The organism is Streptomyces sp. NBC_00091 (assembly GCF_026343185.1).
Classification (GTDB): Bacteria; Actinomycetota; Actinomycetes; order Streptomycetales; family Streptomycetaceae; genus Streptomyces.
Genome location: NZ_JAPEMA010000001.1, coordinates 4777680 through 4794694 on the forward strand (window position 1 = coordinate 4777680; position 17015 = coordinate 4794694).

Annotated in this window: 11 protein-coding genes, 3 rRNA genes and 1 pseudogene; 13 read left to right on the plus strand and 2 right to left on the minus strand. The window is 67.7% G+C overall.

Going from position 1 to position 17015, the window contains the following annotated elements; genetic code table 11:
• Positions 1-62: 62 nt before the first annotated feature.
• The 6 genes and pseudogenes from OOK34_RS22085 (at position 63) to OOK34_RS22110 (ending at position 8933) form a co-directional block, all read left to right on the plus strand.
• On the plus strand, positions 63-704 hold the full coding sequence (locus tag OOK34_RS22085; protein ID WP_267035588.1) for a DNA-3-methyladenine glycosylase: 642 nt from the start codon (positions 63-65) through the stop codon (positions 702-704).
• A gap of 561 nt (positions 705-1265) precedes the next feature.
• Positions 1266-2790, plus strand: a 16S ribosomal RNA gene (locus OOK34_RS22090).
• Between the two features lie 287 nt (positions 2791-3077).
• Positions 3078-6201: ribosomal RNA gene (locus tag OOK34_RS22095) — 23S ribosomal RNA — on the plus strand.
• Positions 6202-6307: 106 nt separating this feature from the next.
• Positions 6308-6424 (plus strand): 5S ribosomal RNA (rrf, locus tag OOK34_RS22100).
• The 16S, 23S and 5S rRNA genes sit together here, the layout of an rRNA operon.
• Before the next feature lie 106 nt (positions 6425-6530).
• Positions 6531-7883, plus strand: a pseudogene (locus OOK34_RS22105) (hypothetical protein); the annotation flags it as partial.
• 177 nt (positions 7884-8060) lie between these two features.
• Positions 8061-8933 (plus strand): tetratricopeptide repeat protein, encoded by an 873-nt coding sequence (locus OOK34_RS22110; RefSeq protein WP_267036862.1) that lies wholly within the window; start codon positions 8061-8063, stop codon positions 8931-8933.
• A 73-nt stretch (positions 8934-9006) separates the two neighbouring features.
• On the opposite strand, the gene OOK34_RS22115 is transcribed toward OOK34_RS22110, so the two are convergent.
• The gene (locus tag OOK34_RS22115; protein WP_267035589.1) at positions 9007-10275 is read right to left on the minus strand and encodes a DUF1015 domain-containing protein; all 1269 of its coding nucleotides are present in this window, start codon (positions 10273-10275) and stop codon (positions 9007-9009) included.
• Positions 10276-10408: 133 nt separating this feature from the next.
• Between OOK34_RS22115 and OOK34_RS22120 the strand changes: the two genes are divergently transcribed.
• The 4 genes from OOK34_RS22120 (at position 10409) to OOK34_RS22135 (ending at position 14458) form a co-directional block, all read left to right on the plus strand.
• The gene (locus OOK34_RS22120) at positions 10409-11461 is read left to right on the plus strand and encodes an HAD-IIA family hydrolase (protein WP_267035590.1); all 1053 of its coding nucleotides are present in this window, start codon (positions 10409-10411) and stop codon (positions 11459-11461) included.
• Positions 11462-11565: 104 nt separating this feature from the next.
• Positions 11566-12567, plus strand: coding sequence for an iron ABC transporter permease (locus OOK34_RS22125; protein WP_267035591.1), 1002 nt, complete (start codon positions 11566-11568; stop codon positions 12565-12567).
• A 38-nt stretch (positions 12568-12605) separates the two neighbouring features.
• A complete protein-coding gene (locus OOK34_RS22130) occupies positions 12606-13625 on the plus strand; it encodes an iron chelate uptake ABC transporter family permease subunit (protein WP_267036863.1) in 1020 nt (339 codons plus the stop codon).
• Positions 13622-14458: an ABC transporter ATP-binding protein gene (locus tag OOK34_RS22135; protein ID WP_267035592.1), complete on the plus strand. Its 837-nt coding sequence runs from the start codon at positions 13622-13624 to the stop codon at positions 14456-14458. Before OOK34_RS22130 ends, OOK34_RS22135 begins: the two co-directional genes overlap by 4 nt.
• Positions 14459-14481: 23 nt before the next feature.
• On the opposite strand, the gene OOK34_RS22140 is transcribed toward OOK34_RS22135, so the two are convergent.
• A complete protein-coding gene (locus tag OOK34_RS22140) occupies positions 14482-14829 on the minus strand; it encodes a sterol-binding protein (RefSeq protein WP_267035593.1) in 348 nt (115 codons plus the stop codon).
• A gap of 65 nt (positions 14830-14894) precedes the next feature.
• Here OOK34_RS22140 and OOK34_RS22145 point away from each other — a divergent pair, with 65 nt between their 5' ends.
• Genes OOK34_RS22145 through OOK34_RS22155 form a run of 3 tightly spaced genes read left to right on the plus strand, consistent with a single transcriptional unit; the run spans position 14895 to position 16994 of the window.
• Positions 14895-15200, plus strand: a complete 306-nt coding sequence (locus tag OOK34_RS22145) for a hypothetical protein (protein WP_267035594.1) — start codon at positions 14895-14897, stop codon at positions 15198-15200.
• 7 nt (positions 15201-15207) lie between these two features.
• The gene (locus OOK34_RS22150) at positions 15208-16023 is read left to right on the plus strand and encodes a TlyA family RNA methyltransferase (protein ID WP_267035595.1); all 816 of its coding nucleotides are present in this window, start codon (positions 15208-15210) and stop codon (positions 16021-16023) included.
• A 38-nt stretch (positions 16024-16061) separates the two neighbouring features.
• Positions 16062-16994, plus strand: a complete 933-nt coding sequence (locus tag OOK34_RS22155; RefSeq protein WP_267035596.1) for an NAD kinase — start codon at positions 16062-16064, stop codon at positions 16992-16994.
• Positions 16995-17015: the final 21 nt, after the last annotated feature.

Consider the following 17015-nt stretch of genomic DNA (forward strand, 5'->3'; position numbering starts at 1 on the left):
CTTACCAACGCGGAACCTTAGGCCCCGGTTGCACGGGCGCGCCTTCCACTACGCTCGACCGGATGAGCGCGCGCCCCGACCGTACGCCCCTTCCCCGGTCCTTCTTCGACCGGCCGGTCCTCACCGTGGCCCCCGACCTGCTGGGACGGATCCTCGTCCGCCGTACTCCGGACGGCCCCCTGGAACTGCGCATCACGGAGGTGGAGGCGTACGAGGGCCCGGCCGACCCCGGCTCCCACGCCTACCGGGGCCGCACCGCGCGCAACGCGTCGATGTTCGGACCGCCCGGACACGCGTACGTCTACTTCATCTACGGCATGTGGTTCAGCCTCAACCTCGTCTGCGGACCGCCGGGCCACGCGAGCGGGGTGCTGCTGCGGGCGGGGGAGGTGACCGTGGGCGCCGAGCTGGCCGCGAAACGTCGGCTTTCAGCCAGAAACCCGCATGAACTGGCCAAGGGCCCGGCCCGTCTGGCCACGGCCCTGGACGTCGACCGCTCCCTCGACGGCGCGGACCTCTGCGGGGGCCCCGACTCCCCCCTGTCCCTCCTCGCGGGCACCCCCACCCCGCCCGACCTGGTGGGCAACGGCCCCCGCACCGGAGTCAGCGGCGCCGGCGCGGTCCACCCCTACCGCTACTGGATCACCGGCGACCCCACCGTCAGCCCGTACCGCCCCCACGCGCCACGCCGCCGCCCAACTTGACTCGCCCCTGAGGGACGCCTAACGTAGCCCGAGCCGCTTGAACGGGGCACTGCCTTCCGCAGACCCCCAGAGCGGCCAAACCACTACCTACGACTTACCCCTGGCGGGGTCCTATTCGGCATGCCCGAATTCTCTGCCGGCCGGCTCGATTATGAGCCGCAAGGGAAAAGCGTTAACGTAGCGACAACGCCGAAAGGCAAGGCCCCTCCGAAGGCCATCGGAATTCGAAACCGAGTCGGGAACGACACGGAAAAGGATCTGATAGAGTCGGAAACGCAAGAACAGAACAGAACGAAAGCCCGGAGGAAAGCCCCAGTAAGTGTTACTGAGGGTGAGTACAAAGGAAGCGTCCGTTCCTTGAGAACTCAACAGCGTGCCAAAAATCAACGCCAGAAGTTGATACCCCGTCCACTTCGGTGGATGAGGTTCCTTTGAAAAAGACCTGCGGGGCCTTCGGGTACTCGTAGGCAACAAACACAGCGAGGACGTTGTGGCGCGTCGGTCTTATTCCGACATGACGTGCCCGCTCAACGTGTGTGTGCACCGGATTACCGGTAAACATTCATGGAGAGTTTGATCCTGGCTCAGGACGAACGCTGGCGGCGTGCTTAACACATGCAAGTCGAACGATGAAGCCCTTCGGGGTGGATTAGTGGCGAACGGGTGAGTAACACGTGGGCAATCTGCCCTTCACTCTGGGACAAGCCCTGGAAACGGGGTCTAATACCGGATACCACTCCTGCCTGCATGGGCGGGGGTTGAAAGCTCCGGCGGTGAAGGATGAGCCCGCGGCCTATCAGCTTGTTGGTGGGGTAATGGCCCACCAAGGCGACGACGGGTAGCCGGCCTGAGAGGGCGACCGGCCACACTGGGACTGAGACACGGCCCAGACTCCTACGGGAGGCAGCAGTGGGGAATATTGCACAATGGGCGAAAGCCTGATGCAGCGACGCCGCGTGAGGGATGACGGCCTTCGGGTTGTAAACCTCTTTCAGCAGGGAAGAAGCGAAAGTGACGGTACCTGCAGAAGAAGCGCCGGCTAACTACGTGCCAGCAGCCGCGGTAATACGTAGGGCGCAAGCGTTGTCCGGAATTATTGGGCGTAAAGAGCTCGTAGGCGGCTTGTCACGTCGGATGTGAAAGCCCGAGGCTTAACCTCGGGTCTGCATTCGATACGGGCTAGCTAGAGTGTGGTAGGGGAGATCGGAATTCCTGGTGTAGCGGTGAAATGCGCAGATATCAGGAGGAACACCGGTGGCGAAGGCGGATCTCTGGGCCATTACTGACGCTGAGGAGCGAAAGCGTGGGGAGCGAACAGGATTAGATACCCTGGTAGTCCACGCCGTAAACGTTGGGAACTAGGTGTTGGCGACATTCCACGTCGTCGGTGCCGCAGCTAACGCATTAAGTTCCCCGCCTGGGGAGTACGGCCGCAAGGCTAAAACTCAAAGGAATTGACGGGGGCCCGCACAAGCAGCGGAGCATGTGGCTTAATTCGACGCAACGCGAAGAACCTTACCAAGGCTTGACATATACCGGAAAGCATTAGAGATAGTGCCCCCCTTGTGGTCGGTATACAGGTGGTGCATGGCTGTCGTCAGCTCGTGTCGTGAGATGTTGGGTTAAGTCCCGCAACGAGCGCAACCCTTGTCCTGTGTTGCCAGCATGCCCTTCGGGGTGATGGGGACTCACAGGAGACCGCCGGGGTCAACTCGGAGGAAGGTGGGGACGACGTCAAGTCATCATGCCCCTTATGTCTTGGGCTGCACACGTGCTACAATGGCCGGTACAATGAGCTGCGATACCGTGAGGTGGAGCGAATCTCAAAAAGCCGGTCTCAGTTCGGATTGGGGTCTGCAACTCGACCCCATGAAGTTGGAGTTGCTAGTAATCGCAGATCAGCATTGCTGCGGTGAATACGTTCCCGGGCCTTGTACACACCGCCCGTCACGTCACGAAAGTCGGTAACACCCGAAGCCGGTGGCCCAACCCGTAAGGGAGGGAGCTGTCGAAGGTGGGACTGGCGATTGGGACGAAGTCGTAACAAGGTAGCCGTACCGGAAGGTGCGGCTGGATCACCTCCTTTCTAAGGAGCACAGTACCGATTGCAGACAAATGTTCTGCACGGTCAGCTCATGGGTGGAACGTTGATTATTTGGCACGGTCTTCCAGATGGATCACGAGTACTGCTTCGGCGTGGAAAGTGACTCACTGATGGAGGGTCGTGCCTGGCACGTTGTTGGGTATCTGAGGGTACGGCCGTAAGGTCTTATCTTCGCGATGCCGGCCCCAGTGAACTTGTTCCTTTCGAGGTGCAGGGTGATGGGTGGCTGGTCGTTGCTTGAGAACTACACAGTGGACGCGAGCATCTGTGGCCAAGTTTTTAAGGGCGCACGGTGGATGCCTTGGCACCAGGAACCGATGAAGGACGTGAGAGGCCGCGATAGGCCCCGGGGAGCTGCCAACTGAGCTTTGATCCGGGGGTGTCCGAATGGGGAAACCCGGCAGTCGTCATGGGCTGTCACCCATGCCTGAACACATAGGGCATGTGGAGGGAACGAGGGGAAGTGAAACATCTCAGTACCCTCAGGAAGAGAAAACAACCGTGATTCCGGGAGTAGTGGCGAGCGAAACCGGATGAGGCCAAACCGTATGCGTGTGATACCCGGCAGGGGTTGCGCATGCGGGGTTGTGGGAATTCTTTTGATCGGTCTGCCGGCCGGTCGGCGAGTCAGAAACCGTTGATGTAGTCGAAGGACATGCGAAAGGTCCGGCGTAGAGGGTAAGACCCCCGTAGACGAAACATCAGCGGCTTGCTTAAGAATCTCCCAAGTAGCACGGGGCCCGAGAAATCCCGTGTGAATCTGGCGGGACCACCCGCTAAGCCTAAATATTCCCTGGTGACCGATAGCGGATAGTACCGTGAGGGAATGGTGAAAAGTACCGCGGGAGCGGAGTGAAATAGTACCTGAAACCGTGTGCCTACAAGCCGTGGGAGCGTCGCTCATTGGGTTTACCCAATGGGTCGTGACTGCGTGCCTTTTGAAGAATGAGCCTGCGAGTTAGCGGTGTGTAGCGAGGTTAACCCGTGTGGGGAAGCCGTAGCGAAAGCGAGTCCGAATAGGGCGATTGAGTTGCACGCTCTAGACCCGAAGCGGAGTGATCTAGCCATGGGCAGGTTGAAGCGGAGGTAAGACTTCGTGGAGGACCGAACCCACCAGGGTTGAAAACCTGGGGGATGACCTGTGGTTAGGGGTGAAAGGCCAATCAAACTCCGTGATAGCTGGTTCTCCCCGAAATGCATTTAGGTGCAGCGTCGTGTGTTTCTTGCCGGAGGTAGAGCACTGGATAGGCGATGGGCCCTACCGGGTTACTGACCTTAGCCAAACTCCGAATGCCGGTAAGTGAGAGCACGGCAGTGAGACTGTGGGGGATAAGCTCCATGGTCGAGAGGGAAACAGCCCAGAGCATCGACTAAGGCCCCTAAGCGTACGCTAAGTGGGAAAGGATGTGGAGTCGCAGAGACAACCAGGAGGTTGGCTTAGAAGCAGCCACCCTTGAAAGAGTGCGTAATAGCTCACTGGTCAAGTGATTCCGCGCCGACAATGTAGCGGGGCTCAAGCGTACCGCCGAAGTCGTGTCATTGCAGCAATAGGGCCAACGCCCGCTGTGATGGGTAGGGGAGCGTCGTGTGCCGGGTGAAGCAGCAGCGGAAGCTAGTTGTGGACGGTTCACGAGTGAGAATGCAGGCATGAGTAGCGATACACACGTGAGAAACGTGTGCGCCGATTGACTAAGGGTTCCTGGGTCAAGCTGATCTGCCCAGGGTAAGTCGGGACCTAAGGCGAGGCCGACAGGCGTAGTCGATGGACAACCGGTTGATATTCCGGTACCCGCTTTGAAACGCCCAATATCGAATCCATTAATGCTAAGCCCGTGAAGCCGTTCCGGACCCTTCGGGGAAAGGAAAGTGGTGGAGCCGGCGATCCAAGGTGGTAGTAGGTAAGCGATGGGGTGACGCAGGAAGGTAGTCCAGCCCGGGCGGTGGTTGTCCCGGGGTAAGGGTGTAGGCCGAGGGGTAGGCAAATCCGTCCCTCATATAAGGCTGAGACCTGATGCCGAGCCGATTGTGGTGAAGTGGATGATCCTATGCTGTCGAGAAAAGCCTCTAGCGAGTTTCATGGCGGCCCGTACCCTAAACCGACTCAGGTGGTCAGGTAGAGAATACCGAGGCGTTCGGGTGAACTATGGTTAAGGAACTCGGCAAAATGCCCCCGTAACTTCGGGAGAAGGGGGGCCATCACTGGTGAAGGAACTTGCTTCCTGAGCTGGGGGTGGCCGCAGAGACCAGCGAGAAGCGACTGTTTACTAAAAACACAGGTCCGTGCGAAGCCGTAAGGCGATGTATACGGACTGACGCCTGCCCGGTGCTGGAACGTTAAGGGGACCGGTTAGTGACCTTTCGGGGTTGCGAAGCTGAGAACTTAAGCGCCAGTAAACGGCGGTGGTAACTATAACCATCCTAAGGTAGCGAAATTCCTTGTCGGGTAAGTTCCGACCTGCACGAATGGCGTAACGACTTCTCGACTGTCTCAACCATAGGCCCGGTGAAATTGCACTACGAGTAAAGATGCTCGTTTCGCGCAGCAGGACGGAAAGACCCCGGGACCTTTACTACAGTTTGATATTGGTGTTCGGTTCGGCTTGTGTAGGATAGGTGGGAGACTTTGAAGCCGTGACGCCAGTCATGGTGGAGTCGCCGTTGAAATACCACTCTGGTCGTGCTGGATGTCTAACCTCGGTCCGTGATCCGGATCAGGGACAGTGTCTGATGGGTAGTTTAACTGGGGCGGTTGCCTCCCAAAGGGTAACGGAGGCGCCCAAAGGTTCCCTCAGCCTGGTTGGCAATCAGGTGTTGAGTGTAAGTGCACAAGGGAGCTTGACTGTGAGACCGACGGGTCGAGCAGGGACGAAAGTCGGGACTAGTGATCCGGCGGTGGCTTGTGGAAGCGCCGTCGCTCAACGGATAAAAGGTACCCCGGGGATAACAGGCTGATCTTCCCCAAGAGTCCATATCGACGGGATGGTTTGGCACCTCGATGTCGGCTCGTCGCATCCTGGGGCTGGAGTCGGTCCCAAGGGTTGGGCTGTTCGCCCATTAAAGCGGTACGCGAGCTGGGTTTAGAACGTCGTGAGACAGTTCGGTCCCTATCCGCTGTGCGCGTAGGAATATTGAGAAGGGCTGTCCCTAGTACGAGAGGACCGGGACGGACGAACCTCTGGTGTGCCAGTTGTCCTGCCAAGGGCATGGCTGGTTGGCTACGTTCGGGAGGGATAACCGCTGAAAGCATCTAAGCGGGAAGCCTGCTTCAAGATGAGTATTCCCACCTCCTTGAGAGGGTAAGGCTCCCAGTAGACGACTGGGTTGATAGGCCAGATGTGGAAGCCCGGTAACGGGTGGAGCTGACTGGTACTAATAGGCCGAGGGCTTGTCCTCAGTTGCTCGCGTCCACTGTGTTAGTTCTGAAGCAACGAACGGTTGCTGGTTTCTAGAGCTAGAACATAACTACAAAGTGTGCTTGTTCGCTCGAAACCGATAGGGTTTCGGTGGTCATAGCGTTAGGGAAACGCCCGGTTACATTCCGAACCCGGAAGCTAAGCCTTTCAGCGCCGATGGTACTGCAGGGGGGACCCTGTGGGAGAGTAGGACGCCGCCGAACAATCTTTCAAAGGACCCTTGGTCCAGCGTTCAACGCTGGACCAAGGGTCCTTTTTTGTTTTGTACCTCTTTACGCCGAAGCGCGGCCATGGGTTGGTTGCGCGAGAATGACTAGCGGTACCCCGAAGACAGGAGTCACACCCATGTCCAACTCTCCCGACGATCGTCCGGAGCGCGAGCCTCGGCGCAACGACGGCGGTGACAGGGGCGGCTACCGCGGGGGCCGTGACGACCGTGGCGGTGACCGTGGTGGTTTCCGCCGCGACGACCGTGGCGGCCGACCGACCGGTGGCGGCTTCCGTCGTGACGACCGTGGTGGTCGTCCCGCCGGCGGTGGCGACCGTCCCGCCGGTGGTGGTTTCCGCGGTGGTCGTGACGACCGCGGCGGCGACCGTCCGTCCTTCCCGCGTCGTGATGACGACCGTGGCGGTTTCCGTGGCGGTCGCGATGACCGTGGTGGTGACCGGCCCTCGTACCCCCGTCGTGACGACCGTGGTGGCGACCGTCCGTCCTTCCCCCGTCGCGATGACCGTGGTGGGGACCGTCCGTCCTTCCCGCGTCGCGATGACCGTGGTGGCGACCGCCCGTCGTTCCGTCGTGACGACCGCCCCTCTTACCCGCGCCGTGACGACGACCGTGGTGGACGTCCGTCCTTCCCGCGTCGTGATGACGAGCGTGGCGGCGGTTTCCGTGGCGGTCGTGACGACCGTGGTGGCGACCGTCCCTCCTACCCGCGTCGTGATGACCGTGGTGGCGACCGTCCGTCGTTCCCCCGTCGTGATGACCGTGGTGGCGACCGTCCGTCGTTCCCCCGTCGCGATGACGACCGTGGTGGTTTCCGTGGTGGTCGCGATGACCGCGGTGGGGACCGTCCGTCCTACCCGCGTCGTGATGACCGGGGCGGGGACCGTCCGTCCTACCCGCGTCGTGATGACCGTGGTGGCGACCGTCCGTCGTTCCCGCGTCGTGACGACCGTGGTGGGGACCGTCCCTCGTTCCGTCGTGACGACCGCGGCGACCGTCCCTCGTACCCGCGTCGTGATGACGAGCGTGGCGGCGGCTTCCGTGGCGGTCGCGATGACCGTGGCGGCGACCGTCCCTCGTACCCCCGTCGTGACGACCGTGGCGGCGACCGCCCGTCGTTCCCGCGTCGTGATGACGAGCGTGGCGGCGGCTTCCGTGGCGGTCGCGATGACCGTGGCGGCGACCGTCCCTCCTACCCGCGCCGTGACGACCGTGGGGGCGACCGTCCCTCGTTCCCGCGTCGTGACGACCGTGGTGGGGACCGTCCCTCGTTCCGTCGTGACGACCGCGGCGACCGTCCCTCGTACCCGCGTCGTGATGACGAGCGTGGCGGCGGCTTCCGTGGCGGTCGCGATGACCGTGGTGGCGACCGTCCCTCCTACCCGCGCCGTGACGACCGTGGGGGCGACCGCCCGTCGTACCCCCGTCGTGACGACCGGGGCGGCGACCGTGGTGGCTTCCGTGGTGGCCGTGATGACCGTGGTGGCGACCGTGGCGGCTTCCGCCGTGACGACCGTGGTGGCGACCGCGACTTCCGCGCGGACCGCGACCGGGACCCGGTCAAGCGGCTTCCGATCGACGACGACGTCACCGGGCACGAGATCGACGCCGATGTGCGTCAGGAGCTCCTGAGCCTGCCCAAGGGGCTGGCCGAGGAGGTCTCGCGCAACCTGGTCATGGTGGCCCGGCTGATCGACGAGGAGCCCGAGCAGGCGTACGCGTACTCCCGCATCGCCCTGCGGCTGGCCTCCCGTGTCGCCGCCGTGCGCGAGGCCGCCGGCTTCGCCGCGTACGCGACGCAGAAGTACAGCGAGGCGCTCGCGGAGTTCCGCGCCGCCAAGCGGATGACCGGTTCCGTCGAGCTGTGGCCCGTCATGGCCGACTGCGAGCGCGGCCTCGGCCGTCCGGAGCGGGCGCTGGCCATGGCCGGTGAGCCCGAGGTGCAGAAGCTGGACAAGGCCGCCCAGGTCGAGATGCGTCTGGTCGCGGCCGGTGCCCGGCGGGACATGGGCGAGCTCGACGCCGCCATCGTGACCCTGCAGAGCCCCGAGCTGGCCTCCAGCTCCGTGCAGCCGTGGACCGCGCGTCTGCGGTACGCCTACGCCGACGCCCTGCTGGCGGCCGGTCGTGAGGACGAGGCCCGCGAGTGGTTCGCGAAGACCCTCGAGGCCGACAAGGACGGGGCGACGGACGCCTCCGACCGGCTGGCCGAGATCGACGGCGTGGAGTTCGTGGACGCCGCGGCGGCCGGGGACGACGCGGAGTTCGAGGACGCCGACGACGCCGAGGACGAGGGCGACGAGGGCGACGAGGGCGACGAGGACGAGGACGAGGACCCGGCCGAGGTGGCCGCCGCCGAGCGCGCCGCCGACCAGGCCGAGTACTACGACGAGGACGACGAGGAGTACGAGTCCGTCGGCGACGCCGATGTCGACGTGACCGACGAGATCCTGGTCATGGAAGACGACGAGCGCGACAAGGCGTAAGCGTCCGGACGAACGGAAGGGCGGTACCCCCTCGGGGGTGCCGCCCTTCCGCATGTCCGGGGTGCGGTGGCGGTCAGTCCAGGCTGCGCAGCACGAGGCCGGTGGCCGGCTTCGGGCCGAAGGAGGTGGATTTGCGGGGCATGGTGACGCCCTGGCGGGCCAGGTCCCGGACGACCTCCTCGCGTACGGGGTGCAGCAGGACCGCGGTGCCGCCGTGCCGTTCGGCCATGGCGACGGTGGCGGCGCCGTCGTGGATGTACGCGATGTGGTCGGGGGCGTCCGGGATCTGCCACAGGGCGTCGAGCAGTGAGGCGTGCAGCACGGTCGCGTCCAGCCGGCGCCAGGCCTCGGGGCGGTCGTGGCGGACGGTGCGCTCGATGAGGTCCGGATCCGGGTCGGTGACCAGGTGGAAGGTGCCGTCGCCGGTGAGGAGGAAGGCGTTGCCCCGCTCCGAGGCGTCCGCGAGGGCCTCCAGTGCCAGGGGCAGCGGGCCCTCGACCGGGCGGACCCGGAAGGAGCCCTCGAGCTTGGCCAGGGCTTCCGCGAGGGGGAGCCGGCGCAGCATCCGGTGGATGGCCCGGACCTGGAGCGGGTAGCGGGCGGTGTCGACGAGGAGGACCAGGCCGAAGTCCCACGGGGTGGGGGAGCCGTGCTCCTCCTGGAGGCGCAGGTACGTCGCCCAGCGGTGGTGGCCGTCGGCGATGAGGGCCTGGCGGTGCGCGAGGTCGGCGGTGACGACGGCCAGTTCGGCGGGGTCCGTGATGGCCCAGAGGCTGTGGCGGAAGCCGTCCTCGGTGACCGTGGACAGCAGCGGCTCGCGGGCGGCGGTGTCCTCGACGACCCCGGCCGCTCCCGCCGGGCCGTCGCCCCGGTAGGTGAGGAGGAGGGGTTCCAGGTTGGCCGAAGTGGCGCGCATCAGACCCGCCCGGTCGGTGACCACGTCCGGCATGACGTCCTCGTGGGGCAGGACGATGCCGGCTTCGGCGGCGGACAGGGCGAGGGCCCCGATGATGCCGCGCTGGAGGAGGCCGGCCTTGCGCTGCTCGTAGACGTAGAGCGCGGGCTCGGGGTCGGCGCTGAGGACGCCCTGGGCGAGCCAGTCGTGGAGGGTGCGGGCGGCCTTCTCGTCGCGGGCGGCGGGGGTCTCGGCCTGCGGCAGGATCAGCCGGACGATGTTGTGCGGGTCGGCGGATTCGAGGTAGTCGACTCCGTCGGGGCGTACGACCACGTCGTATGGCGGTGAGGTCACTGCCGCCAGGCTGCCGACGCGCTCCGGGACGTAGCGCAGTCCGTGGAAGGGGATCAGGCGCAGCCCGTGCTCCGCGTTGCCAGGTGTGGTCATTGGTGCATGGTAAGACGCTCTCGCCATGCGGGATGATCGGGGGAGTGACGGGGTAGCGCAAACTCGGACAAGATCGATCGTAGGAAACTGACGGTCTCGAGTGTTGTTGTAACGGTTCAAAAGGAGCGGCCAGATGACCCGGCAGAGCAGGACCAGTCCCGCGGGCAGTGAGCGGAGTCTGCACCAGGCGTACGACACGGCGCTGCTGGATCTGGACGGGGTGGTGTACGCGGGCGGGCACGCCATCGCGCACGCGGTGGAGTCCCTCGCCGTGGCCCGGGAGGGCGGGATGCACCTCGCCTATGTCACCAACAACGCGCTGCGGACCCCGGACGCGGTCGCGGAGCACCTGAGCGAGCTGGGGATCCCCACCGAGGCGGGTGAGGTGATCACGTCCGCGCAGGCGGTGGCCCGGCTGATCGCGGAGCAGGTGGAGCCGGGGTCGAAGGTGCTGGTCGTCGGTGGTGAGGGGCTGCGGGTGGCGCTGCGCGAGCGCGGGCTGGTGCCGGTGGAGTCCGCCGAGGAGGAGGGTCTCGCGGCGGTCGTCCAGGGGTACGGGGGGCCCGATCTGGCGTGGGGGCGGTTCGCGGAGGCCTCGTACGCGATCAACCGCGGGGTGCCGTGGTACGCGTCCAACACGGACCTGACGATTCCGGGGGCGCGCGGGATCGCGCCGGGCAACGGGGCCGCGGTGGAGGTCGTACGGATCGCCACGGGCGCGGAGCCGCAGGTGGCGGGGAAGCCGCTGCCCCCGATGCACCGGGAGACGGTGCTGCGGACGGGCGCGGAGCGGCCGCTGGTGGTCGGGGACCGGCTGGACACCGACATCGAGGGCGCCTTCAACGGGGAGGTGGACTCCCTGCTGGTGCTGACCGGGGTGACGGACGCGGTGCAGCTGCTGCGGGCCGAGCCGAGGCACCGGCCGACGTATGTGGACCGGGACCTGCGGGGTCTGCTGACGGGGCAGCCGGAGGTGGTGGAGCACGCGGGTGGCTGGCGGTGCGGCGGCTGGAGCGCGGTGCACGCGGACGGCTCCCTGGACGTGCTGCCGGTCGGGGAGTCCGGGGGGCCGGCCGGGGATCCGGTCGACGGGCTGCGGGCGCTGTGCGCGGCGGCCTGGTCGCGGGCCGGGGACGGGGTCTACCCGCACGACGTGGAGAAGGCGCTGGCGAAGCTCGGGTTCTGAGCCGGGCCGTTCGGATGATCGGGGAGGGTGCAGGGTAGGCTAACCTAACTTTCGTGTTGGCTGAGAGTCCCCCCGAAACCGAGCCGGATGCGCCCCCGTTGCCCGTGGCCCGTCCACGTCACGGCGCGCGCACCCTCGGTCTGCTGATCGCCCTCGCCGTGCTGGCCCTGGTCGCGGTGGCGAGCATCGCCGTGGGCGCCAAGCCGATGCCGCTCGGCGAGGTCTGGCACGGCCTGTTCCACTACACGGGCACCACCAACGACGTGGTCGTACGGGACCTGCGGGTCCCGCGCACCGTCCTGGGGGTGATGGTCGGGCTCGGGCTGGGCCTGTCCGGCGCGGTGATGCAGGCGCTGACCCGCAACCCGCTGGCCGAGCCCGGCATCCTCGGCGTCAACGCGGGCGCCGCGGCGGCCGTGGTCTCGGCGATCAGCTTCTTCGGGGCGAGCACGCTGACCGAGTTCGTCTGGTGGGCCTTCCTCGGCGCCGCCGTCGTCTCCGTCCTCGTCTACGTGCTCGGCGGCAGCCGCAGCGCGACGCCGGTGCGCCTGGCGCTCGCCGGTACGGCGGCCAGCGCGGCGCTCGTCGGCTACATCAACGCCGTGCAGCTGATGGACAGCAAGGCGCTGGACAAGCTGCGGTTCTGGACGGTGGGCTCGCTGGCCTCGGCCACCACGGACACCGTCCAGCAGGTCGCCCCCTTCCTCGCGGCCGGCGCCGTGCTCGCGCTGGCGCTGGGCCGGCCGCTCAACGCGATGGCCATGGGCGACGACACCGCGCGGGCGCTCGGCGCGCACCTGACGCGGACCCGGATCCTGGCCATGGCGGCCATCACCCTGCTGTGCGGGGCCGCGACCGCCGCGTGCGGGCCGATCGTCTTCGTCGGGCTGATGATCCCGCACCTGGTCCGCCTGATCACCGGGCCCGACATGCGCTGGGTGCTCGTGTACTCGGCGGTCCTGTCGCCCGTGCTGCTGCTGGGCGCCGACGTGGTCGGACGGGTCGTCACCCGGCCCGCCGAACTCCAGGTCGGCATCGTCACCGCGCTCATCGGCGGACCCGTCTTCATCTACCTGGTTCGGCGCAAGAGGATGGCCCAGCTGTGACCGCGACCCCCGCTGCCCCGAAGCCCCGGCTCCGGGCCCTGCGCGGACCCGCCCGTACCTCGCTGCGCGTCGAGCCGCGCGCGCTGCTCACCGGGGTGGTGCTCGCCGCGGCGACGCTGCTGCTGGCCGTCGTGCTCATCGGCACCGGCGACTTCGAGATCGCCCCCTGGGACGTCGTACAGACCCTGCTCGGCAACGGAACCCCCGCGGACGACTTCATCGTCAACGACCTGCGGCTGCCGCGGGTCCTGGTCGCGGTGCTCGTCGGGGCGGCCCTCGGGATGGCCGGGGCGGTCTTCCAGTCCGTCTCGCGCAATCCGCTCGGCTCGCCGGACCTGCTCGGCTTCGCGTACGGCTCGGCCGTCGGCGCGCTAGTCGTGATCGTCGTCTTCAAGGGCGGTGCCACCGAGGTCGCGCTGGGCGCGGTGGCCGGCGGGCTGCTGGCCGGCGCCGCCGTCTACCTCCTCGCGTACAAGCAGGGGATCCACGGGTACCGGCTGGTGCTCGTCGGCATCGGGGCCTCCGCCGTCCTCGTGGCCGTCATCCAGTACCTGATCGCCAAGGCGCAGATCATCGAGGCCACCCGGGCGATGGTGTGGCTGACCGGTTCGCTGGCCGGGCGCGACTGGGCGCAGGTGTGGCCGCTGCTGGTGACCTGCGCGGTGCTGTTCCCGCTGGTCCTCGGGCAGAGCCGGGCCCTGCGGATGATCGAGATGGGCGACGACGCCGCGTACGCCCTGGGCGTGCCGGTGGAGCGGACCCGGATGCTGCTGATGCTGGCCGCGGTGCTGCTGACCACCGCGGCCGCGGCGGCGGCCGGGCCGATCAGCTTCGTCGCGCTGGCGGCGCCGCAGCTGGCCCGGCGGCTGTCGCGCTCGCCCGGGGCGAACCTGCTGACCGGCGCGCTGATGGGCGCCGTGCTGCTGCTGGCCTCGGACCTGGCCTCGCAGCGGGCCTTCGGCGCGGACCAGCTGCCGGTGGGCGTGGTCACCGGGCTGGTCGGCGGTGTCTACCTGCTCTGGCTGCTCGTCATGGAGCGCAAGGCGGGACGTATATGAACAAGCCGGTTGATACGAGGAGTGGGCAAGTGCAGAGGCTGAGCGCGGAGAACGTCACCCTCGGCTACGACCGGCGGGTCATCGCGGAGGACCTGTCGGTGGCGATCCCCGACAACTCCTTCACGGTGATCGTCGGCCCCAACGCCTGCGGCAAGTCCACGCTGCTGCGGGCGCTGTCGCGGATGCTCAAGCCGGCCGCCGGGCGGGTGCTCCTCGACGGGCAGGCCATCGCCTCGATGCCCGCGAAGAAGGTGGCGAAGACGCTGGGGCTGCTCCCGCAGTCCTCGATCGCGCCGGACGGCATCACCGTCGCCGACCTGGTCTCGCGCGGCCGCTACCCGCACCAGGGGCTGCTGCGCCAGTGGTCGGAGCGGGACGAGCGGATCGTCGTCGAGTCGATGACCGCCACCGGGGTCGCCGAGCTCGCCGACCGGGCGGTGGACGAGCTGTCGGGCGGGCAGCGCCAGCGCGTGTGGATCGCGATGGCGCTGGCCCAGCAGACCCCCCTGCTGCTGCTGGACGAGCCGACGACCTACCTGGACATCCAGCACCAGCTCGACGTGCTCGACCTGTGCGCGGAACTCCACGAGAACCAGGGCCGGACCCTGGTGGCGGTGCTGCACGACCTCAACCACGCGGCCCGCTACGCGACGCACCTGATCGCCCTGCGCGGGGGCGTGGTCGTCGCCGAGGGCCCGCCGGCCGAGGTGGTCACCGCCGAGCTGGTGGAGGAGGTGTTCGGGGTGCGCTGCCAGATCATCGACGACCCGGAGACCGGAACGCCGCTGGTGGTCCCGGCCGGACGGCACGCCCGTACGAAGGCCGCGGTCTAGCGGCTAGGCCGCGGCCGGCTCCTCTACAGCAGGCTCTTGAGGCGCAGCAGGTCGCGGAAGCCGGCCTCGAGGCGGACCCGGCCGGAGGCCCAGGCCCTGGCGAACTTCAGCTCGCCGCCGACCAGCGCGACCAGGTCGTCGCCGGTCATCGCCAGCCGGATCTCGGCCTTGGCGCGGGGCGGGCCGGGGGTGAGCGCCTCCACCCGGATCCGGCCGCCGTCGAGGCGGCCGGAGAAGGTCTCGTCGAGGTCCGTGATGTGGCAGCTCAGCGAGCGGTCGAGGGCGGTCGCGCCGCGTACGTCGCCGTCGGCCCCCGCCAGGTTGTCGGAGAGTCGGTCGAGTGCCGTGCGGCACTCCTGGATCGTAGCCATGGTGATCACGACCGTACCGCAGAGCCGCGGGTGGTGACGGCCGCGCTTCGGGGTAGCGTCGTGGCATGACCGACGCAGTGTCCGGGAGCGTTCCGGACGTCCCCCAGGAGCCCGCGGCCGGGCCGGGCGCCGAGCCGGCCGAGCCGGCCGAGCCGGGCGGCGAGCCCGCCGGGCCCGCGCCGCTGGGCCTCGTACGGACCCCCACCGGCCACGCCGGGGTGGACGCGGGGCTGGAGCGGCTGGCGGACGCGGACCACCTGGCGGCGGACGGGCACGCCCTGGTGTACGAGGATGTGCACAGGGGACTGCGCGAGGCGCTGGACGCGCTGGACGCACCGCCCGTCCCCGGACCTTACGAAAACAGGAGCTGAACCGAACGTGGCAGGAGTGGCACGCCGCCGCCTGGACGCCGAACTGGTACGCCGCAGCATGGCCCGCTCGCGCGAGCACGCGGCCCAGCTGATCGCCGCGGGCCGGGTGACCGTGGGCGGTACCACCGCCACCAAGCCGGCCACCCAGGTCGAGACCAGCGCGGCCCTCGTCGTCCTCAAGGACGACAGCGACCCCGACTACGTCTCGCGCGGCGGCCACAAGCTGGCCGGCGCGCTCGCGGCCTTCCAGCCGCAGGGGCTGGCCGTCGAGGGCCGCCGGGCGCTGGACGCGGGGGCCTCGACCGGCGGTTTCACCGACGTGCTGCTGCGCGCGGGCGTGGCCCACGTCGTCGCCGTCGACGTCGGCTACGGGCAGCTCGCCTGGTCGCTGCAGAGCGACGAGCGGGTCACCGTCAAGGACCGTACGAACGTGCGCGAGCTGACGGTCGAGCTGATCGACGGGATCCCGGTGGACCTGGTCGTCGGAGACCTGTCCTTCATCTCCATCGGGCTGGTGCTGCCGGCGCTGGTACGGTGCACGGCGCCGGGCGCGGACCTGGTCCTGATGGTGAAGCCGCAGTTCGAGGTCGGCAAGGACCGCCTCGGCAGCGGCGGTGTGGTGCGCAGCGCCGAGCTGCGGGCCGAGGCGGTGCGGGAGGTCGCGGCGCAGGCCTGGAAGCTGGGGCTGGGTGTGCTCGGGGTGACGGCGAGTCCGCTGCCGGGGCCGTCGGGGAACGTGGAGTACTTTCTGTGGCTTCGGGCGGGGGCACCGGCACTCGACCCGGGGGATGTCGACCGTGCAGTGGCGGAGGGGCCGCAGTGACAGATGTGTCAGCAGGTTCAGCGGGTTCAGCAGGTCGGGTGGAACCGGAGGGTCCGGGGGAGGCGGCGGAGCCCACGGGGCCGCGGACCGTCTTCCTGGTCGCGCACACCGGGCGGCCCGCGGCCATCCGCAGCGCCGAGCTCGTGGTGCAGGGGCTGCTGCGGTCGGGGATCGGGGTGCGGGTCCTGGAGCACGAGGCGCGGGACCTGCCGCTGCCGCCCGAGGTGGAGCTCGTCGCCGAGTGCACGCCCAAGGTGCTCGGCGGGTGCGAGCTCCTGATCGTGCTGGGCGGGGACGGGACCCTGCTGCGCGGGGCGGAGTTCGCGCGCGGCTCGGGGGTGCCCATGCTGGGCGTCAACCTGGGCCGGGTGGGCTTCCTCGCCGAGGCCGAGCGCGACGACCTGGACAAGGTCGTGGACCGGGTGGTGACGAAGGCCTACGAGGTCGAGGAGCGGATGACCCTCGACGTCCTCGTACGGACCAACGGGGACGTGGTGCACCGGGACTGGGCGCTGAACGAGGCCGCCGTCCAGAAGGTGTCCGCGGAGCGGATGCTCGAGGTGGTGCTGGAGATCGACGGGCGCCCGGTGACCGGCTTCGGCTGCGACGGCATCGTCTGCGCGACGCCGACGGGTTCCACGGCGTACGCCTTCTCGGCGGGCGGGCCGGTGGTCTGGCCGGAGGTGGAGGCGCTGCTGATGGTGCCGATCAGCGCGCACGCGCTGTTCGCGAAGCCGCTGGTGACCTCGCCCACCTCGGTGCTGGCGGTGGAGGTGCAGAACGGCACCCCGCACGGGGCGCTGTGGTGCGACGGGCGGCGGACGCTGGAGCTGCCCGCCGGGGCGCGGGTGGAGGTCCGCCGGGGCACGGTGCCGGTGCGGCTCGCCCGGCTGCACCACGCGTCCTTCACGGACCGGCTCGTGGCGAAGTTCGCGCTGCCGGTGTCGGGGTGGCGCGGCGCGCCGCACTAGTAGCACCCTAATAGCACATCC